General features: G+C 57.0%; 21 protein-coding genes. 9 read left to right on the top strand and 12 right to left on the bottom strand.

Features of this window, described 5'->3' with window-relative positions; translation table 11 throughout:
* Window positions 1–73: 73 nt before the first annotated feature.
* The 4 genes from BM035_RS08405 to BM035_RS08390 are packed head-to-tail and all read left to right on the top strand — an operon-like array spanning window position 74 to window position 4,093.
* Window positions 74–2,053, top strand: a complete 1,980-nt coding sequence (locus BM035_RS08405) for a 4Fe-4S binding protein (RefSeq protein ID WP_053113870.1) — start codon at window positions 74–76, stop codon at window positions 2,051–2,053.
* 17 nt (window positions 2,054–2,070) lie between these two features.
* Window positions 2,071–2,919: an Mrp/NBP35 family ATP-binding protein gene (locus BM035_RS08400; protein WP_075267633.1), complete on the top strand. Its 849-nt coding sequence runs from the start codon at window positions 2,071–2,073 to the stop codon at window positions 2,917–2,919.
* On the top strand, window positions 2,916–3,620 hold the full coding sequence (locus BM035_RS08395; protein ID WP_008177292.1) for a biotin/lipoate--protein ligase family protein: 705 nt from the start codon (window positions 2,916–2,918) through the stop codon (window positions 3,618–3,620). The genes BM035_RS08400 and BM035_RS08395 overlap by 4 nt, the downstream gene beginning before the upstream one ends.
* The gene (locus tag BM035_RS08390; RefSeq protein WP_008177294.1) at window positions 3,617–4,093 is read left to right on the top strand and encodes a DUF6505 family protein; all 477 of its coding nucleotides are present in this window, start codon (window positions 3,617–3,619) and stop codon (window positions 4,091–4,093) included. The genes BM035_RS08395 and BM035_RS08390 overlap by 4 nt, the downstream gene beginning before the upstream one ends.
* Here BM035_RS08390 and BM035_RS08385 read toward each other — a convergent pair whose 3' ends face one another.
* The 7 genes from BM035_RS08385 to BM035_RS08355 all read right to left on the bottom strand — a co-directional run bounded on the left by BM035_RS08385 (window position 4,094) and on the right by BM035_RS08355 (window position 9,821).
* Window positions 4,094–5,341, bottom strand: coding sequence for a molybdopterin-binding protein (locus tag BM035_RS08385; RefSeq protein WP_092031111.1), 1,248 nt, complete (start codon window positions 5,339–5,341; stop codon window positions 4,094–4,096).
* A gap of 26 nt (window positions 5,342–5,367) precedes the next feature.
* Window positions 5,368–5,859, bottom strand: a complete 492-nt coding sequence (mobB, locus tag BM035_RS08380) for a molybdopterin-guanine dinucleotide biosynthesis protein B (protein WP_053113873.1) — start codon at window positions 5,857–5,859, stop codon at window positions 5,368–5,370.
* Window positions 5,856–6,443, bottom strand: a complete 588-nt coding sequence (gene mobA / locus BM035_RS08375) for a molybdenum cofactor guanylyltransferase MobA (protein ID WP_092031110.1) — start codon at window positions 6,441–6,443, stop codon at window positions 5,856–5,858. The genes mobB and mobA overlap by 4 nt, the downstream gene beginning before the upstream one ends.
* Before the next feature lie 12 nt (window positions 6,444–6,455).
* Window positions 6,456–7,325: a formate dehydrogenase accessory sulfurtransferase FdhD gene (locus BM035_RS08370; RefSeq protein ID WP_008177305.1), complete on the bottom strand. Its 870-nt coding sequence runs from the start codon at window positions 7,323–7,325 to the stop codon at window positions 6,456–6,458.
* A gap of 182 nt (window positions 7,326–7,507) precedes the next feature.
* Window positions 7,508–8,314, bottom strand: a complete 807-nt coding sequence (locus BM035_RS08365) for a substrate-binding domain-containing protein (protein WP_008177306.1) — start codon at window positions 8,312–8,314, stop codon at window positions 7,508–7,510.
* 68 nt (window positions 8,315–8,382) lie between these two features.
* The gene (locus BM035_RS08360; protein WP_008177307.1) at window positions 8,383–9,126 is read right to left on the bottom strand and encodes an ATP-binding cassette domain-containing protein; all 744 of its coding nucleotides are present in this window, start codon (window positions 9,124–9,126) and stop codon (window positions 8,383–8,385) included.
* Window positions 9,123–9,821, bottom strand: a complete 699-nt coding sequence (locus BM035_RS08355; RefSeq protein WP_008177308.1) for an ABC transporter permease — start codon at window positions 9,819–9,821, stop codon at window positions 9,123–9,125. The genes BM035_RS08360 and BM035_RS08355 overlap by 4 nt, the downstream gene beginning before the upstream one ends.
* 118 nt (window positions 9,822–9,939) lie before the next feature.
* Here BM035_RS08355 and BM035_RS08350 point away from each other — a divergent pair, with 118 nt between their 5' ends.
* Together BM035_RS08350 and BM035_RS08345 are read left to right on the top strand one after the other, a co-directional pair.
* The gene (locus BM035_RS08350) at window positions 9,940–10,824 is read left to right on the top strand and encodes a helix-turn-helix transcriptional regulator (RefSeq protein ID WP_092031108.1); all 885 of its coding nucleotides are present in this window, start codon (window positions 9,940–9,942) and stop codon (window positions 10,822–10,824) included.
* A 38-nt stretch (window positions 10,825–10,862) separates the two neighbouring features.
* Complete coding sequence (locus tag BM035_RS08345; protein ID WP_092031106.1) at window positions 10,863–11,996, top strand: putative sulfate/molybdate transporter; 1,134 nt, start codon at window positions 10,863–10,865, stop codon at window positions 11,994–11,996.
* Here BM035_RS08345 and BM035_RS08340 read toward each other — a convergent pair.
* On the bottom strand, window positions 11,974–13,689 hold the full coding sequence (locus BM035_RS08340; protein WP_254775437.1) for an FAD-binding oxidoreductase: 1,716 nt from the start codon (window positions 13,687–13,689) through the stop codon (window positions 11,974–11,976). The two genes, BM035_RS08345 and BM035_RS08340, sit on opposite strands and share 23 nt — an antisense overlap.
* Before the next feature lie 160 nt (window positions 13,690–13,849).
* Between BM035_RS08340 and BM035_RS08335 the strand changes: the two genes are divergently transcribed.
* A complete protein-coding gene (locus tag BM035_RS08335; RefSeq protein WP_053113887.1) occupies window positions 13,850–14,242 on the top strand; it encodes a glutaredoxin family protein in 393 nt (130 codons plus the stop codon).
* A 42-nt stretch (window positions 14,243–14,284) separates the two neighbouring features.
* Here BM035_RS08335 and BM035_RS08330 read toward each other — a convergent pair whose 3' ends face one another.
* The gene (locus BM035_RS08330; RefSeq protein ID WP_008177322.1) at window positions 14,285–14,755 is read right to left on the bottom strand and encodes a MarR family winged helix-turn-helix transcriptional regulator; all 471 of its coding nucleotides are present in this window, start codon (window positions 14,753–14,755) and stop codon (window positions 14,285–14,287) included.
* 962 nt (window positions 14,756–15,717) lie between these two features.
* Between BM035_RS08330 and BM035_RS22765 the strand changes: the two genes are divergently transcribed.
* Complete coding sequence (locus BM035_RS22765) at window positions 15,718–16,017, top strand: hypothetical protein (RefSeq protein ID WP_008169415.1); 300 nt, start codon at window positions 15,718–15,720, stop codon at window positions 16,015–16,017.
* A gap of 2 nt (window positions 16,018–16,019) precedes the next feature.
* On the opposite strand, the gene BM035_RS08320 is transcribed toward BM035_RS22765, so the two are convergent.
* The 3 genes from BM035_RS08320 to BM035_RS08310 form a co-directional block, all read right to left on the bottom strand.
* A complete protein-coding gene (locus BM035_RS08320) occupies window positions 16,020–16,709 on the bottom strand; it encodes a hypothetical protein (protein WP_053113969.1) in 690 nt (229 codons plus the stop codon).
* Window positions 16,710–17,041: 332 nt separating this feature from the next.
* Complete coding sequence (locus BM035_RS08315) at window positions 17,042–18,370, bottom strand: ATP-binding protein (protein ID WP_092031105.1); 1,329 nt, start codon at window positions 18,368–18,370, stop codon at window positions 17,042–17,044.
* Window positions 18,357–19,022: a response regulator transcription factor gene (locus BM035_RS08310; protein ID WP_053113967.1), complete on the bottom strand. Its 666-nt coding sequence runs from the start codon at window positions 19,020–19,022 to the stop codon at window positions 18,357–18,359. Before BM035_RS08310 ends, BM035_RS08315 begins: the two co-directional genes overlap by 14 nt.
* 201 nt (window positions 19,023–19,223) lie before the next feature.
* Here BM035_RS08310 and BM035_RS08305 point away from each other — a divergent pair, with 201 nt between their 5' ends.
* A complete protein-coding gene (locus tag BM035_RS08305; RefSeq protein WP_092031103.1) occupies window positions 19,224–19,751 on the top strand; it encodes a cupredoxin domain-containing protein in 528 nt (175 codons plus the stop codon).
* Window positions 19,752–19,789 lie beyond the last annotated feature (38 nt).

Here is a 19,789-nt window from a genome sequence, read left to right as displayed (position 1 = left end):
AATGCCTGTGGCATGCTCGAAAAGCGATACGGAAGCGTACACGTATAAAAACAACGAAAGAGTCAAACTCCTGATGACGGCATCCAAGACCCTATTACTATGTAGCTGCGACAAATCACAGACCTTCGATTCAGAGGCCCTGCGCAAAGCCGCGGCCGCGGATCAGGTCATCGCAGTGGATCAACTGTGCGGCAACGAAATGAGTATTGCCGCCGAGCACCTGGGCGCCAGCAGTGACGTGCTTATTGCCTGTGGCCAGCAGGCGGCTTTTTTCGAGCGCCTTGCGGAGGACGTTTACGCCGAGACCCAGCACTCAGCGCCGCTCCAATCCATTGATATCCGGGATCGCGCCGGCTGGAGTGCCCCCGACGCGAAGCCCGAACGGTTGCACGCCAAGCAGGCCGCCCTGGTTGCCGCTGCCCAGCTGCCGGCACCAATGGCGCCGGCAAAAACCATCCAGTCCAGCGGCGTGTGCTGCATTGTGGGTCCCACCGAACAGGCCATAAGGATGGCCGGACTGGTGCAGGACGAACTGGGCGTGACCTGCATTGTTAATGATGCCGGCCCGATCCAGCTGCCATCTGCTGCCTACGACGTGGCCAAAGGGCAGTTGACGGGCGCCTACGGCGCACTGGGCAATTTCAAGCTGGAATTTGCGCACCTGCAACCCCTGCATCCGGCCGGTCGCGGTGAGCTGGATTATGAGGCAGCCAAGCCCACCGCCCGCAGCGAATGCGACGTGTTCATCGATCTGCGTGGCGGTGCCCCGGCATTTCCCAGCCACGAGAAGCGCAACGGTTACTTCTGGGCCGACCCGAAGAAGACCGGCGAGCTGGAGCGCATTGCCCTGACGGCCAGGGAAATGGTGGGTGAGTTCGAAAAAACCGTGTACTTCAGGCTCGAAGAGTCGCTCTGCGCGCACTCCCGGGCCAACAAGCCCGGTTGTACCCGTTGCCTGGATGTATGCCCGACGGAAGCCATTTTCTCCTTTGGCGACCATATTCAGATCGATTCGGACATTTGCGCCGGCTGTGGCTCCTGCGCCGCCGTTTGTCCCACCTCTGCGGTGACCATGAATGAGACGCCATTCGAGGCGATCACCAAGGCTGTTGAAGTGATGGCCAAGGTCTATCGCGAGCATACTCACGAATCGCCACGCCTGGTGTTCCATACCCTGGAGGCTGGCACAGAGGCCATTGCCAACCTGGCCCGCTACGATAATGGCCTCGCGGATGATCTGATCCCGATGGGGCTCGAGCATGTCGACCGGATTGGGCACGCTGAAATCATGGCGGCGTTCGGCGCCGGCTACGCCGAGGTTCTGATCCTTGCGGACAATGAGCTGGATCGCCGGGCGGTGACTGCGGAAGTGGAACTGGCCCAGGCCATGCTCAAAGGCACCCACAACTCGCCGAGCCGGGTGCGGGTCATTTCCGCCATCGAACTCTGCGATGCGGGTGACAATGCCGGGCGAGTGAGCGATCCGGTTCTGCTGGTTGGCGGTCGCCGGGATATCACACGGGTGACAGTGGCTGCGATGTCGGACAAGATCGAAGAGCCGATTCCGCTCCCTGTAGGCGCGCCATACGGTGCGATCGAAATTGATTCCGATAAATGCACGCTCTGCCTTGCCTGTGTATCACTCTGCCCGACGGGCGCCCTTGGTGACCACCCGGATCGCCCCGAGGTCCAGTTCACGGAAAACGCCTGTGTCCAGTGTGGTATCTGCGAGAGTACCTGCCCTGAGACCGCCATCACCCTGAAGCCCCAGCTGGATGTGTCCAAGGCGGCGCTGAGTGCCCGGGCATTGCACGGTGAGGAGCCATTCGAATGCATCAAGTGCGGAACCCCGTTCGGCGTTGCCAGCACCATTAACCGGATCGTCGAGAAACTGGAAAACCAGCACTGGATGTACAAGAACTCTGATAACGTGCAGCTGATCAAGATGTGCGACGACTGTCGGGTCAAATCCCAGTTCCATGGTGACAACGCACCCATGGCGGCCGGTGAACGCCCCAGGGTCCGCACCAGTGATGATTATCTGGACAGCTAAAAACAACAGGACACATCATGGTTGAGTACACCGAAGTAGGAAAAAAACCGAACCTGATCGGAACCGACGCTCCCCAGCCTCAGGACAAAAACCCCAGGGGCGTTGATCGGATCATCGCCATCGCCTCGGGCAAGGGTGGCGTTGGCAAATCCACCGTGTCGTCCAACCTGGCGGTTGCCCTGGCCTCGAAAGGTCTCAAGGTCGGCCTGCTGGACGCCGACGTCTACGGCCCGAGCCAGCCCCGCATGCTGGGGGTTTCCGGTCGGCCGTCCAGCCCGGATGGAAGCACCATCCTGCCGCTGAGAAACCACGGCGTAACGCTGATGTCCCTGGGCCTGATGGCCCCGGAAGACGAAGCCATCGTCTGGCGCGGGCCGATGCTGATGGGCGCCTTGCAACAGATGATGAACCAGGTGGAATGGGGACGGCTGGATGTGCTGCTGGTGGATCTGCCGCCGGGCACGGGCGATGTCCAGATGACCCTGAGCCAGAAGTTCTTTGTTGCAGGAGCGGTTATCGTCTCGACGCCCCAGGACATCGCCCTGATGGATGCCCGCAAGGGTATTGATATGTTCAAGCGGATGGATGTGCCGCTGTTCGGGTTGATTGAAAACATGGCCTCGTTTATCTGCGATGGCTGCGGCAAAGAGCACCATCCGTTCGGACACGGTGGCGCGCGGGCGGAAGCCGAGAAACTCGGTTCGCCGTTCCTGGGAGAGATTCCGCTGGATCTCGATATCCGGGTGGGATCGGATGGCGGAGTGCCGATTGTGGTATCCAAGCCGGATAGTCCCCAGGCGCAAGCGTTCCAGCGCATCGCCGATGAAATTGTTGCCTCTGACGTCTACGCCCGGGCCATCCAATGATCGATACACCCCAGTTCCCACCGTTACTGACCGGGGAGGTGGTACCCAGGCACACCGACCCTTTTGACAAGGCCGTGAGCCGGGCCATTGCGGGCGTTGACTCCGGCACGGTGTTCTACTCCGAGCAAGGCGACAGCCTGCGTGCGGCCCTGGTGCTGGCGCCGGAAACACCCCTGGAAGAGGCCATTCAGGCGGTCTATGTCGCCCAGATAGGTCTGGCCGAGAGTCTGGGTGCTCTGGCCCCGCCCGAAGTCCCCGTACACTTTGTATGGCCCGACCGCATCAAGGTCAACGGAGCTGTCTGCGGAAGCGTCCGGTTTGCTGCGGACGTGTCTGATCCGAAAGCGCATCCTAACTGGTTGGTCATTGGCGTTGAGGTGCCCTTTATCCCGATGACCGACGAGCCGGGAGAAAATCCGAACGAAACCTGTCTGTACGAAGAAGGCTGCGTTGAAATCACGCCCATGGCCCTGTTGGAAAGCTGGTCCAAACACACGCTGTTGTGGCTGACCTACTTTATGGACAGTGGCTTCGAGCGGGTGCACAACGAATGGCGGCCCCGCTGTGACACGTTGGGCAAGACAATCGAACGGCCCCGGCCCGGACTTTTTGTTGGCCTGGATGAGAAAGGCCGGATGCTGTTGCGTCAGGATGTGATGACCGAGACATTGAGCTTGATTGAATTCGCGGAGCACGTATGAAGCTGGCCCGAACCCTGCAATTGGATATATCGGACGAGAACGTATTTGAAAAGCCTGCGCCCAGCGGCGAATGGGCGATCTCCGGTGGCTTCGAGTTTTCCAACTGGACCGAAGCAGACCTGAAAGGGAAAGCCCGCCAGGCGTTCACTAATGGCTGGTACAGCATTGAGTCTGGCGGCCGCGCCAGTTTCGTGGGTGTATGCAATATCACCGAGCCGGAACTGGAGCAGGTGCGACGAACCCTCGCCCAGACATTTGTTGACCATTATGGCGCGCCGAGTATTGATGCTGCCTATCCGGTGGCCTGTGCAGAAATCGATCAGATGCGCAACATGTGTGAAGACTTCGAGGACAACACCTTGCTGATGGTCAGCCGCACGCTGACCGAGCTGGGTGTCGAGGAAACCTACCGTTCCCGGGGGCCGCAGGATGCTTCACTGGAGGCCTTTGCGGTGCACGGCAGCGTTGACTGATTACAGCCCGAAGCTGCCGTAGGGAATAAACCGCACGGGGGTGCCCGGCTCTATCTGCTGGGCGCTTTCATCCAGTTCCACCAGTCCGTCGGACCAGGCCAGGCCGGTCACCCGGCCGGAGCCTTCCGAACCGAACACCTCAACCTGCCCATCCCGAACCCGTGCCCGCAGCATCTCGCTGCGCCCGGGTTTTTTGTTCTTGGAAAAATTGGCCGGCATCACATAGGCCTGTGGCTCAAACCATTCCGCGCCTGCCAACAACGCCATGGCCGGAGCACCAAACCGCAGGGCACAGACCCAGGCGGCCACCGGATTACCCGGCAGCCCAACGACCGGCGTGCCCTGGAACATGGCGAGCGCCAGAGGCCGGCCGGGTTTAATGGCGATGCGCCAGTTGCTGATGTCGCCATGGGCTTTCAGTGTTTTTGACACGTGGTCTTCGTCGCCGGCAGACACGCCACCGCTGGTCAGGATCAGGTCGCAGTGTTCCGCGCCGCGCTCAAGCGCTGCTTTCACCTCTTCGGCCCGGTCCAGCGCATGGCCTAGATCCACGAGCTCGTAGCCCAGTTGCGAAACCAGGGCGCTGAGCATAGGGCGGTTGGCGTCGTAAATCTGCCAGTCGGTAACAGTTGCCCCGACCGGTTTCACTTCATCACCAGTGGACAGCACACCAACTCGCAGTCGTTGATAGATGTCGACGGATTCCACGCCCACGCTGGCTAGTACCGAAATCTGGGTCGGGCTCAGGCGGGTTCCGGTTGTGAGGATCTTGTCCTTTGCCTTTATGTCTTCTCCGGCTTTGCGGGCATTGGCGCCTGCTTTTAGCGTGCCGTTCAGGTGCAGCTGGCCATCCGCGACATCGCAGTCTTCTTCCAGAACCACGGTATCTGTGCCGGCTGGAATGACCGCTCCGGTCAGAATCCGGATTGCGTGGCCTTCGGGCACCTGGCCTGTGTATGGCTCACCGGCGGCACTGCGACCTTCGACCAGGGGTAGGGTGCAGGGCACGTCCGTCACCGGTCCGGCCAGGGCATAGCCGTCGACGGCGGAATTGTTGCTTGGGGGATGAGCCCGGGGCGCATGGACATCGTTTGCCAGGATGCGGCCGTTTACCTGGGAGAGGGGAACGGCGCGCTCAATCTCCACCACAGGATGTAACCGTGAACGCAAACGCTCAAGGGCCTCTTCAACCGGGGTCCAGTTGACGCCGGGGGGTAGGGCAAAGCAGTCGTTGCGAAGCGGTTTCATGGATCTTCGGCTCCTGGTTGGGCTGTTCAGGCTGGCTGACGGTTGAGAATAAAATCAGCGATGGCGGGGATATCGTTGATGTCGAACACGGGTCCCGAGAACTCGGCAGCGTAGTCCGACGCCACGGCAACAATGCTCGGATCCTCGGTGAACAGCGGTGACCGCGAACCCTCCCGCCGGTGCACCTCGATCTTGGCGTGGGAGTGGGTCTTGAAACCCTCCACCACCACCCAGTCGCAGGGGCCCAGCCGGGACAGTAATTCGTCCAGCGTTGGCTCTGTTGCCCCCCGGAGTTCGTGCATGATCGCGAAGCGCTGACCACCGGCCAGTATGACCTCACGGGCACCGGCGTCCCGGTGCTTGTAGCTGTCTGTTCCGGGCTGATCCACATCCACCATGTGGTGGGCATGCTTGATCGAATTCACCGTTAACCCTCTGCTGGAGAGCTCACGAATCAGGGCCGAGGCCAGGGTGGTCTTTCCGGAGTTTTTCCAACCTACAATGCCGATGACGTTCACTTCAGGTTCTGCTCCGCCCAGGCCAGATCGTCCGGCGTATTGATGTTGAAAAAGTCGCCCTCGTCGAACACTACCAGGGTTTCGCCCTGGGCCTGTGTCCACTGGCGGATCTTGCGCACGCCATCGTTCAGGGCGGCTCGCAGATCATGCCGCAAAGCGACCTGCCAGCGGCCGAAGGTCGGCTGGGGCAGCCGGCCCCGTTCGGGGTCCGGCGTGGCCGCCAGCACCACCGGGGTGTCATGTTCAGCCAGCCTGACAGCCAGATCCCTGGGAAAGGACGGAGTATCGGCCGCAACGCTGATCAGCCAGTCATGGCCCTGTTCGGCGGCCCAGTCCATGCCCGCGAGCACGCCTGCCAGCGGCCCCGGAAAACCCTCGATGGAATCGGCCACTACCGGCAACCCCAGGTCGTCAAACCGGCTTGAATCGCCGTTGGCATTCAACACCACGGCGTCGACCTGAGGCGTGATCCGCTCAATTACCCGCTGGATCAGTGACTGGTCGCCGAGCATGAGCCGGCCTTTGTCGCCGCCGCCCATGCGGTTTGCCTGGCCGCCCGCCAGGATGACTGCACAATCAGTCATGCAGTGCCTCCATTAATCATTCTGAGCGCCTTTGCGACGCAGCTTCTTGTCTTCATCGGGTACCTGCGACAAGTCCTGATCGAACACCAGACGATGCTGGCCGCTCAGGCAGGTGAATTTCTTGCCTCGCATCCGTCCGATCAGAGTCAGTCCGACCTGCCGGGCGATATCAACGCCCCAGGCGGTGAAACCCGAGCGGCTGATCAGCGTGGGAATGCCCATCAGCGATGTCTTGATCACCATTTCCGAGGTCAGTCGTCCGGTGGTGTAGAGGACCTTGTCGGCCGCAGAAATGTTGTTCAGGTGCATCCAGCCGGCAATTTTATCGACCGCGTTGTGCCGTCCAACGTCCTCCATGTAGGCCAGGATTGTCTGGCCCTGGCAAAGCGCGGTGCCATGAATGGCGCCGGTTTCCATGTACAGGCTGGGCGTGTGGTTGATCTGATAGGAGAGATCGTAAAAGCTGCTGGTGTGTACCGGGGTGTCCGGTAGCGACAGCCCTTCGAGGCCCGCCATCATGTCGCCGAAGACCGTGCCCACGGCGCAGCCGGAGGTACGGGTTTTCTTCTCCAGCTTGTCCTCAACATCGGTAACGCCCGCCGTGCGCACCACCGCGACCTCAAGTTCCTCGTCGAAATCGATCCCGGTGACCTGATCGCTCTCTTTCAGCATGCCCTGGTTCAACAGGAAGCCAAGGGCCAGATACTCCGGGTGATCGCCAATGGTCATGGCGGTGACGATTTCCTGACTGTTCAGGTAGATCGTCAGGGGGCGTTCCTCGATCACGCTGATCGATTTGGCCTCGCCGTTTTCGTCAACACCCTCCACCGGCCGGGACAGTCGGGGATCTTTGGGATCGGGAAGTATGGGATCAATCGTCATTTTTGTTGTAGCCGTTTCGTGAATGCCGCGGAATGGAATATCTACGGAGATTGCCAGAGATTAGCCTATTTGGCATTGGGGAAAAACAGCTGCCTTACACCAATAAAAAACCCCGGCAGCGCCGGGGTTCAGGTAATACAGGGTTAGACAGGGTGAGGCCAGTGACCCTTGGCCCTGCTGAATTACTTGGCGTTCGGGAAAAACAGTTGCTGTCCATCCACCTTGAAGTCGGCAATCGCTTGCTGACCTTCTTCGGAGATTAGCCAGTTGTGCCATTTCGCGGCCATCTCATGCTTGAGGTGCGGGTGCTTCTCTTCAGAAAGCAGCAGGCTGCCGTACTGGTTGAACAGCACTTTGTCACCTTCGAAGAGCAGCTTCAGGTTCTGGCGGTTTTCAAACGCGACCCAGGTTGCGCGGTCTGACATCACATAGGCATCCATGGCGGCGGCAGTGTTCAGGGTCGGGCCCATGCCGCTGCCCAGTTCGCGATACCAGCTGCCGCCCGGTTCAACACCGGCACTTTCCCACAGGCGAAGTTCTGCACGGTTGGTGCCACTGTCGTCACCACGAGAGGCAAACGGTGCCTCTGCTTCGGCAATGGCAGACAGCGCTTCAGCGGCGGTTTTCGCTGCGCTGATGTTGGCCGGATCATCGGCAGGGCCAATTAATACAAAGTCGTTGTACATCACGTCGGCCCGCTCTGTGGCGTAGCCGTTCTCCACAAAACGTTTTTCGCCGGCGGTGTCGTGCACCAGAAGGCTGTCGGCATCACCACGGCGGGCGATTTCGAAGGCCTGGCCGGTACCAACGGCGACAACGCGCACTTCGATGCCAGTGGCGTCCTCGAACTTTGGCAGGATCGAATCAAACAGGCCCGAGTTCTCGGTTGAGGTTGTCGAGGCCAGCGTTATGTAATCTTCGGCGTGGGCGCTGAAGGCCAGGCCCACGGTAGTGACGGCTGCAAGAACCAGGTTAAGGGTCTTTTTCATTTTGTTTTCTCCTTTTGGTATTCATTCACCAAGAAATCGGTGGTCCGATGCGGTTTCTTATTGGTGGGTCAGGCTACGAGCTCGCCGTTGAGATAGGCCTGTGCCTGCCGCGAGACCGGGGCACGGAAAAACATGTCCGCTGGTGTGTGTTCCTGTACCTTGCCTTCCGAAAGAAACAGGACATCGCCGGCCAGTCGCCGGGCCTGGTGGAGATCGTGGGTGGTCATTACGACGCGTGTACCCTGCTTGTGAAATTCCTGTACGGCGAGTTCCACGGCCTTAATCGCGGCAGGATCCAGTGCGGAGGTGGGTTCATCCAGAAACAACACTGCCGGTGAAAGCGACCAGGCACGTGCCAGTGCCAGGCGTTGTTTCTCGCCGCCGGACAGCACCCGCGCAGGCGTGTCGGCGCAGGAGGAGAGGCCAAACCGGGCCAGGGCTTCGAGAGCCAGCTCTGTGCGCAACTTGCGTGGCACATTGTTGACCGCCAGTGCGTGCCGGAGGTTGGCCAGCGCCGAACGGCGCAAAAGGATCGGCGTCTGGAAAACCATGGCCTGGCGGGGCGCGCTGGCGCCTGACCAGCTCACGGCGCCCTCCGTCGGTGTGAGCAGTCCGTGCGCCAGTCGCAGCATGAGGCTTTTGCCGGCGCCATTGGGGCCCATCACCAGCGTGGGGCCGGGTCCGTCAAGCTTGAACGAACAGGGGCCAAAAAGCCGGTGGCCGAAAGGGTTGAACTCGACGCTCTCGAATTGCAGCGACGGCGGTGCACTGAGTTCGATCGGGTTGTTAACGGGCACGTTCAGTGAAGTCATCCCATGCGCCTTTTAGCCGTTTCACTCAAAATGTAGGCCGTGGCGTTGATCACCATGACCAGTGTCAGAAGGACAATGCCCAGGCCCAACGCCAGGGGCAGGGCACCCTTGCTTGTCTCCAGCACAATGGCCGTGGTCATGACCCGGGTCACGCCATCAATATTGCCGCCTACCATCATGACAGCGCCCACTTCTGCGCTGGCCCGGCCGAACCCTGCGAGCAGAACAGTCAGCAAGGCAAAGCGGGCGTCCCACAACAGGGTGGGCATCATCCGCGCCCGGGACATGCCCAGCGATACGAACTGTTCCCGGTACTCACCCAGTAACTCCTCCACTTTCTGGCGCGAGAGCGCGGCGAGAATGGGCAATACCAGTATCACCTGCGCAATCACCATGGCGCTGGGCGTGAACAGAAGGCCCAGTTCACCCAGAGGTCCGGCCCGCGATAACAGCAGGTAAACGCCGAGCCCGGCCACAACCGGAGGCAACCCCATCAAGGCATTCAGCGCAACAACCACACCGCCGCGCCCGGGGAATTGCCACAATGCAACTGCCGCACCCAGGGGAAACCCCAAAAACGCCGCTATCAGGACCGCCAGAAGCGAAACCTGTAGCGAAAGCACCACGATCTGGTACAGCGAAGCGTCGAGGTTCACCAGTAGCGACAGCGCCACGTAAAACGCATTTTCTTCCACAGCTGCGTCTCCTTTAATGTTGAGCATCGTGGCGTTTTTAACTACGCTTTGCACAGCCTGCTGAAAAATATGCAGTCAAAAACAGCCTGATGCTTTACTTGATCCTCCGGAGATTCTGATGCCCCTTCCCGCCTACCTCACTACGGCCGAGGCTGCTGAGTATCTGCGCCTGAAAGAACGCAAGGTCTATGATCTCGTCAGCCAGGGTGTTATTCCCTGCGTTCGGGTCACAGGAAAGCTATTGTTCCCGCGCCAGCGTATTGATTTGTGGTTGATGAACCACCTTGAAGGTGACGATGCGATCAGTGCTCCAACGCTGCCGGTGCTAGTGGGTAGCCAGGACCCGCTGCTGGAGTGGGCGGTAAAGGAGAGCAACGCCGAGCTTGCCATGTTGTGCCAGGGTAGCGGCGATGGGGTTCAGCGCCTGGTGGACGGGCGCGCGATGGTCGCTGGCATGCACATCTGGCACGCGGAGAGTGAGCGATACAACGATCCGGCCACCCTGGGTTTGACTGGCATGAGGGACCTGGTGCTGATTCGCTGGGCCAAGCGCCAGCAGGGGCTCCTCCTGGCGCCCGGCAACCCTCACGGACTCACGCGGCTTGAGGATATCGCCCGACCAGGCCTTCGCCTTGCCCACCGCCAGCCCGATGCCGGTGTCAGCCATCTGCTGCAGGGGCTGCTTGCCCGCCATCGTATAGATGGCAGTCAGCTTACCTGGGCCGCCCATCCCTCGCTCAGTGAGGACGATCTGGCACTGGCCATTCGCCAGGGGGAGGCGGATGTGGGCGTGGGTATTGAAGCGGCTGCCAGGCGCCAGGGGCTGGCATTTATTCCCCTGCAGCAGGAGCACTTTGACCTGGCCATGCGCAGGCGCCATTACTTCGAGCCGGCCATGCAGCGTTTGCTGGGTTTTGCTCGCAGTGAACGATTTGTTCAGCGAGCGGAGGCATTGGGTGGTTATAATATCAGTGAGCTTGGAAACGTTGTGTACAACGCCTGAGCAAAAATAATAAACAGGCAGATCAAGCAGGGGCCTGCATGGGGTCAATCGGAAACAGAACTGTCAAAGAGTTCAGCGGCGCTTTGGGTGACATTGGTACACTGTTGCCACTGAGCCTCGGAGCCATTGGCGTGGCCGGGCTGGCGCCGGTACCGGTTCTGCTGGGATTTGCCCTCTTCTATATCGCCACCGGGCTTTATTATCGCCTGCCAGTACCCGTGCAACCCATGAAAGCGGTGGCCGCGCTTCTGCTTACCACCCAGGTCAGCGCCCAGAGCCTTGTTGCCAGTGGTGTTCTGATCGGCGCGATTCTTCTGATTCTGGGTTCAACCGGGTGGATCAACCGGGCTGCACGCCTGGTGCCAGGTTCGGTGTTGAGCGGCCTGCAGTTGGGGCTGGGGTTGTTGTTGGCCAGCATGAGCCTGGAATTGATGACCACCTCTTTGCCGTTGGGGCTCCTGGTCCTTGCGTTGCTGGCCGTCACCCTGAAACTTTTCCCCAGTTGGCCTGCGGCATTACTGGGGCTTGCCGTGGCGATGGTTCTCGGGGCGTTGCTGGGCTCGCCCGGGCTGCCGCTACCGGTGGATCCGGCAATTTTCTCGATGCCGGAGCTGCCCTCAATGGATGACTGGCAGCAGGGATTTTCCATCCTGGTGCTGCCACAACTGGCGCTGACCATCACCAACGCGATCGTTCTGACGGCCCTGGTGGTTGGGGATTATTTCGGGGATCAGTCACACCGGGTCTCGCCAGCACGTCTGTCGGTGACAACAGGCCTGGCCAATCTCTTCCTGGTACCGTTCGGTGCGCTGCCCATGTGCCACGGCGCGGGTGGTGTGGCGGCTCATTACCGCTTCGGCGCCAGGACTGGCCTGGCGCCGGTTCTGTTGGGCACCGGTTTGCTCCTGATCGCATTCGTGCCCGGCGGTCTGTCGTTCATCGCCGCCGTTCCCGCGGCCGGTCTCGGTGCCCTGCTAATGGTGGCGGCTGTCGAGCTTGGCCTGACCAAGCGTCTCTGGGTCGCCAAACCTTCCTGTTGGCCAGTGATCGGGATAACGGCACTGGTCACCTTCTGGGCCGATCCGTTTTTCGGATTCCTGGCCGGGGTTGCTTCGGAGACTTTCAGGGCCGCCTGGGTGCGGGGAAGGATTAGCGGTGCTCATCAGGACTGAGAGCATCGTCCGAATCGTATAACACACCCCGAATGCCAACGTTTTTATCCTGCGGGTCAATCAGGGCTCCGGGATTAAGAATACCCTGTGGATCCAGGAAGTGTTTGCCCGCAGCCAGGGTCTGGCGAAACAACGGTGACGTCTGCTGTTCATAGCCATACCGGTGATCCCGGCCAACCGCGTGGTGGTGAGTAACGGTCGCACCCTGCTCGGCCAGCACTTCCATGGAGATGCGCTTGAGCTGTTTCCACTTTTCCAGGGCTTTGCCCAGATCGCCGGTAGTGTCGCCCACGAAATAAAACGTGAAATAGGGCGCAGGCCCGTCCGGGTAAACATGGGTAAAGCGGCAGGAGAATGAAAATGGTCGTTGCGTGATCTCGCGAAGCGCGGACTCCATGGTTGATCTTACTGCCTTGTAAAGGCTCGGGAACCTGTCCCAGGTGATCGCGGTTTCGAAGGTGTCGGCAATCATGCCCATGGCGGTTAATCGATTGCGCCAGTAGGGCATTCGGATAAAGGCATTTCTCCAGGACTCGGCTTCGCTGGACCCTTTTTCTGCATGATCCGGGTTATAGCTAATGCCATCTTTTTGCAGAACACCGCCATGTTCTTCGGCAATGGCGACGGCCCGCTCGATTTTCTGGTCTTGCGGATGATCTGCGGATTCGAAACCAAGAACCAGAATGGCGCAGGGTTTGTCAGCGATCCGGTTGATCACCACTTCGGCCTCATCCAGTAGACGGCAATTCGACGGGAATAAACCCGATTGCGCGATCTGTCTGACAGCATCGACACCGTTCATGAAGCGATCAAAGCGGACGGACGCCGTGGCCCGCCACTTTGGTCGATGCTGTAATCGCATGGTGGCTTCGGTAATGATCCCCAGCGTACCTTCTGAGCCACAGATCATGCGGTCTGCCGAAGGGCCCGCGCCTGAGCCGGGCAGAGCGCGGGTCTCGATGATGCCTTTTGGCGTGACCAGCCGGGTTGCTTCCACCATGTCTTCGATGTGCGTGTATACGGTCGCAAAATGGCCGCCAGCGCGGGTTGCCAGCATGCCGCCCAGACTCACGAACGGAAAGCTCTGTGGGTAATGGCGCAGTGTCAAACCATGTTGCTTCAGTTGCCGCTCGAGATCCGGGCCTTTGATTCCTGCCTGGATCCGGGCGCGACGACTGATAGGATCAATCTCCAGAATCTGGTTCAGGTTTTCCATATCGACACTGATCGTCGCCTGGTAGGTGTCGCCAACATCGGGCTCAACGCCGCCGCAGACACTGGTGCCGCCACCGAACGGGATCAGTGCAATATTGTCTTCGGCCGCATAGCGAAACAGTTGCTGGATATCGTCTTCCGTCTTGGGAAAGGCGACGGCATCGGGCGGGTTGGGCACTTTCCGCATCAGCATCCTGGCCATGTCGGCGTAGGACTTCCCGTAGCTGTGCACCAGGCGGTCGTAGTTCGTAGTGGAAATGATGTCTGAGAGATGCTCGGGAACAGAAAGCAACCGGGATGCTGGGAGGTCAAAGTCTTCAACCTTTGGTGGCTCAATCTCCACCAGGCCTTCCGGCACCAACATTTTCGTAACGGTCTCGATCATGGCGTGTTCTTCGGGATGCAGATCCTCATCCGCATAGCCCCAACCCCAGAATCGCAGGGGTTTGCGCAGAGATTTGGTGCCGGACTCAGACATCGGATTCTCCATCAATGAGGGGTCTGCCCCCGTTACTCTGAACACTTCATCTGTTGAAATGATATCCTCGTACACCGCTATCAAGTACGCAAATCAATCCTGAATGCCGACATCGTTCAGGCCGACTTTTACCAAGAAACCCGGAGTTTGAGTCTTACTCATGAGAGTTATTATTCGCTATTTTTTTCGCACCCTGCGTCTGGTACTGACGCCCTTCATGCTGCTCAGTGAAAAGCTCAGCACGCCTGAAAGCGTGACCCGCAGTGCTGAAGAGCAAGCCCGCGCCGACGAGGCCAGCAAAAATCTCGCCCTGTACCAGTTCAAGGCCTGCCCGTTCTGCATCAAGGTAAGAAAGGAAATCGCACGGCTCGGTCTGAACATTGAAACCCGCGACGCCCAGCATGACCCGGAACATCGTGCGGCGCTGGAAGCCGGCGGCGGCCAAATCAAGGTGCCCTGCCTGAAGATTCATCAGGAGGATGGCAGTGATCGTTGGCTGTATGAGTCTGACGAGATCAAGGCGTGGCTACAGGAGCGGTTTGAGCCGGCCTGATTGCCGTTGCTGATTTTTGGAGAGGGCGTTAGCTAGTCACGATCATTCCCCTGGGATGTTCGATTCCAGGGATATGTCGATGAGTTCATGCTGAAGCTTTTTCAGAAGGTGAAGCAGGCTGACGCCGTCATCAAAACTCATCCCCTGCATGGCCTGTCTGTAAAATTCGGCAATAGTGTCCTGAAGTCGATTCCAGAAAGTGCGGCCAGATTCGGTAAGAACCACGAGTCGAGCTCGGCGATCCTGGGGATCCGGTATCCGAACAACATGCCCGTCTCGTTCCATTCGTTTGAGCACGCCATCGAGGTTTTGGCGACTGACGTAGAGGTACTCTTTCAGTTGGTTGAATGAGGTGCCATCTTCGAATCCTTCTCGAGATAATGCACCCAGTACTGCCCACTGCACGGCGCTGATGCCCATTTCATTCTGAACCTGGCGTTGCAGGATGTTTCCTGTCTGGAACAGACGGAAAAACAGGCGGTTGGGGATGCCTCCGGATTCGTTGACGATCATTTCGTATCCCGTTGGTAAAGAATGGTTCGCAAGACGTTTGAGTCTATTCATCAACGATATCTTCACATAGATCCGGGGTGATCTTCCGCATTTTCTTGGGTCACGCCGGAGGAGCAGGGCACTGTGAATCCGGAGTTTCCTGAGATCTCGCAGGAAACTCCGTAGTCGCAGTCTTCACTCAGTTGGTGATCAGCTGGGTTCTACCCGTTACTGCGGACATTCCTAAAAGAGATTGAATTTCTCCCAGAAAAAGTTTTGGTCTGTCCGCCTGAACGTCCGTTTTGCGACCACAGGATAATTTGTTGTGTCAATTTCCGACCACGCTATAGCGGCATGACCAGTTGGCTGATTCATTGTTTAAACTTGTTTCTGAGTCTTTCTCAATTAACGACTTCAGGCATATGTCGGTAGATTAGACTCGATATGCAAAGAAGGTCGGTAGAGCCTACCTTGCGAAACAGGTTGATTGTTAATCCTCCTCATCCCTGGTCGGACAGTCGCCGCCACGCCCAATTCAGGATCCTACGCAGCTTTAAGATATATCTCACACGAATCCTGCATTGACAATGATAGGGTTGGGGCCGAGTCAGCTGGTCAGGACGACCGGGACTCAACGCCGGCACGGATGCTAGGCAAACGCGACACCTGCCCAGTGGTGTGACGCGCCAAGGAGAGACTTGGCACCACCCCCGCTTGTGACAATTCGCACCCTTTGATCGACCCAATCTTGACCTAGTCAATCAGGATTATCAGAATAATGTTCGAATATTCAGTTTTGGGTCAGAGGTGTTCCATCACTCTCAATGAGCATCGGTTACTGTCCGCATTGCCTTTGGAAAGGTTACGGTATTTGCCTTCTGACCTTACTAGTTGGAAATCCACGTGAACGGGATTAGCGAGCTGAGGACGGAGTTTCGTCGCCGACACAATATGACTACGCCACCCTTCAAGCGTTTGCGTCAATGGAAACCGTCGGCATCGTTACAGAAGATAATATTGAGCTTTCTCATTGGCTCGGCGTGGCGGACCGCAGGATTCTACGATTAGTTCTAGAGTTAAAGTCGGTTCTATTGGATATCGAAGCTTGGCGAACGATGATTCTTGAGCCCTACAAACGGCTTGGCCCCGGTGTCTACATGGTAGGGGCTTTCATCGGACATGACAGAATTGTTGGCGTCGTGGAAGGACGACAGCCAATGGTCAGGGTTTTTTCGTCTAAACCGGACGCGCTGGGCCGGTCCTTCGGCCAAGACACTGAATAGATCTAATTCCGAAACTCTGACACCTGGCGCTCTAGGTTCGCGTACATTGCCAGAAGATCATCCTCGTTGAGCGTTCCTCTGGTGGTTGCCTTAGCCTTATGTTTTTCCAGCTGGCTACGTTGTTCGGCGTAAACATGATGGAGGACGCTGGCTTGATAGTCGCAGCCCTCGTGATTGTTCAGTTGTTTTCGAAGCGATTTGAACTGATCAGGACTGGGAACCTGTTCGAGCTTTTTAGCTATGTCTTTGGGTCGGATATTGAACACTTCTCCCCAATGTTTTACGGCATGCTCCCAGGCCTGAGATAGAGATGCCCGCTCATCTATGTAGAATTTGTTAGCAGCTCCTCGTTTGTTTACGGAGAAATAGCAGGTTTCCTGTGCAGCACTTTTCCCGCTTCCGATGCCAAGCGTGATGCCCTGGAAGCCAACACCGCGACAGGGGAGGGTTGAGGGATGGTCTTTTCCAATGAAATCCAGATATTGAAGTGCTGCGGAGCGGGCCATGTAACGGGCCTCATAGTACTTGGCCCTGGTCTCTTGATACTGGTACCAGAGTTCTTGAGTAATTCTGTTGTTCGGCCTCTTAAGAGAGAAATACTTCTGATAGCGTTTGCCTCGGATGGTGGCAACAACTCGCCAACCGTGGAAGCCAGAGGTCAGCTCCCCTTTTTCATAAAAGCTAATAGCCATGGATAGTCGATCTTTCCCGTCCAAATCACGTTAAAGATAGTACGCAGCCAAGCAGGCGTCGCCTGCTCTACTCTGAGGCCTACGTCAGCTTGCTGCAATCGAAAATGGTCAATAAACTTCTCAGCCTCTTTGGGCTGCAAACTGGAAACACCGACCTTCGGTCAATCGTTGTCGCTTCCTAGGAGTGAAGCATCGTCCAGCTGAATGGTTGCCACCGTCAGGCCAGTGCGGTTATGTGGCAAATCGTACTTGTTTGACTGCGTTGGTTCTTGCTAAGGGTAGAGTTATCAGAGTTTTCAGACGCGACAACCCGCTCTTTAACTTCCGTGAATTCAAAATTCAATCGTGACCTTTAATCCACCTCGTGGGCGATTGGAAAAGACAATCTTTGCGCCATACCGGCTAACAATGTCTTGAACGATTGCAAGGCCGAGCCCGTGGCCCGGAGTCTGTTCGTCCAGCCTTAATCCTCGTTGACCAAGCTTGCTCAATTCAGCTTCCTCAACGCCGGGACCATCGTCTGTCACGACAATTCGTTTTGAGGGGCCGCATTGTTCCAATATTAGCTCCACCTCTCTATGTGACCACTTCCCCGCATTGTCCAGCACGATCCCCAGTATTTCAGATAGGTCGTATTCTACAATTGGCCAACGGCTATTCTCTGGGAGAGAACTTGATAACTCAAATGATTTTGCCGGGTATAGTCTTCCCATCATCCACAGAAGGTCCCGTGCTTTTTCTACTGGATAGCAGCTTTTTCCTACCTGCGGCCCAGCAAACCGGCTGCGGCGCATTTCAGCTTCAAGTTGTTTGTCAATATCCCCGAGACGCGCAGCTATTTGCTGCCTTAACTCGCTATCTAGCGGCGTAGAAGTGTCGCTGAGAATTTGTTGGACAGACGCAATCGGAGTTTTAACGCTGTGGGATAGGTTTGCCAGCGCATTCCTCGAGCGCTCCAATCGTTGATCAAGTGAGTCAAGCAGCTGGTTCAACTGTTCGACGAGAGGGTGGAACTCCTCGGGGGCAGTCATATCTATACGCGAGACGCTCCCATCCTGGAGTCTTTTCAGTGACGCCTTGAGTCGTGTGACAGAATGCATGGACAAATTGACGCCGAGCCAGATTGCACAAACCAATAGCGAGATAAGTAAAAGAGATGCGATTGCCGTCCATGCATGTAGCTCTGCCTGGCTATTCTTCAATGCGCCGAGGTCTTCTGCAACGATAACAACAAACGGTTTTTCGTTTGCGATGAAGGAACTCCGATATGCCAATATGTCCGTTGGGGCCCCTGCTATTTCAGAATTTTCGACCCGAATCGTGCCCTCTTTTTCCGATTTGATGAGCGGCGATAGTAGCGGTTTCCATGATTCTGGCGAAATGATGGTCCTGGAATCGGAGTGTTGAACAAAAGCATGGTGGAATACGCGCTGAAAGTAATCGCCCGTCTTGAGTCCGTCGAAGGCTCCGTCACTGTCCCGAATCTGATGCTCTAAAAACGAAACCTCCTCTTTCAGCCTGTCCGTGACAAATTCACGGGACATTCTTTCGAGCAGAGCACCATGTGCAAACCAGGCTATTGCCATCAAGGCAACACCTGCGGGCAGCAGTATTACAAGCAGGGTGCCTTTTACAGAGGCAGGTTTCTTAAACGTTGTCATTGAACATATAGCCTTGGCCACGTCGGGTTGAGATTGTGGAATTTCCCACCAGTCTTCGCAGCCTCCGAATATATGCCTCGATAACGTTCGCGCTTGGGCTATCTTCGAGACTGTAAAGCTGCTCTAGCAGTTGGTCTTTTGAAAAGACATGGCCCGGCTTACTCATCAGGCAGCGCAGAAGACGAAACTCTGTGCCGGTAAGTGGATGTTCAGTTCCATCGTCCACCGACAAGCATTGACGATTTTCATCCAGCACAAAGCGGCCTGCCTTAACCAATGAATGTGTTCTCCCTTCGCTCCTGCGAACAATAGCATTCAGCCGTGCAATTAACTCTTCGGTCTGGAAAGGTTTTGCGAGGTAGTCGTCTGCCCCTGCCTTTAGTCCAGCCACTTTATCATGCCAGTCATCTCGCGCTGTCAGGATTAGTACGGGAAAGGCAATGTTCTTTGCGCGCCACTTTTTTAAAACATCTAAACCGTTGCCGTCGGGCAGCCCCAGATCCAAGATGCTGACCCGATAATCTTCCTGTTCACCCAGAGTTATTGCTTCTTTTGCCGTATACGCAGGGTCCACGCTGAACCCCGATTTTTCAAGTTGATGCAAAAGGCTGTTTGAGAGCATCTGATCGTCTTCAACCAGTAGTAAACGCATTTTTTTTCCTTTTTGCTGAGCGGCGACTGTGAATTCAACGTAATGTCTTTAGTAGTCCTGAATTCAGCCTAAATAAATTTTTTTGAATTTTCAGTAAGAATTCAGGTTGGTAAGCGATCTTATGTAACGATTCTGGACATTGATCAAGTGTCCTGAAAATACAATTAATTGTTGCTGAACGATTTCACAGGAGAAGATGGTATGAATGTATCAAAGTTGTTGGTAGCGGGTGTGGCCTTTTCAATGTCAGCGGGTGCTTTTGCAGCAGGAGCCCACGGTGGCGGGCACGGGGCTAGCAGCGGAGAGCCCGGCAAGGCCTCCGAGGTTGCTCGCACCATCACCGTGGAAATGTACGACAACTACTATGAGCCGGAAGAAATAACTGTGAAGCCTGGTGAAACCGTGAGATTTGTGGTGGAGAATAAGGGCAGTCTTGTCCATGAGTTCAACATTGGCACCCCCGCCATGCACGAGAGCCATCAAAAAGAAATGATGATGATGGTTGAGCATGGCGTGATTCAGGGCGGCAAGCTGAACCACGACATGATGAACATGGATATGGGCAATGGTCATTCCATGAAACACGACGATCCCAACAGCGTCTTACTGGAACCCGGGCAGAGCAAGGAAGTTGTCTGGAAGTTCTCTGATAAAGGCAATATCGAATTTGCCTGTAACGTGCCGGGCCATTACCAGTCAGGAATGTACGGTGACGTAAATTTCGAATAATACAGTGTGCTGAGCGCCGCACGATTGCAAGGGCTGGT

The sequence above is a fragment of the Marinobacter sp. DSM 26671 genome (assembly GCF_900112835.1).
In the GTDB taxonomy this organism is placed as follows: Bacteria; Pseudomonadota; Gammaproteobacteria; order Pseudomonadales; family Oleiphilaceae; genus Marinobacter; species Marinobacter flavimaris.
Note: the sequence above shows the minus strand (reverse complement) of the source record. Positions and strands in the feature narration are given on the sequence as shown.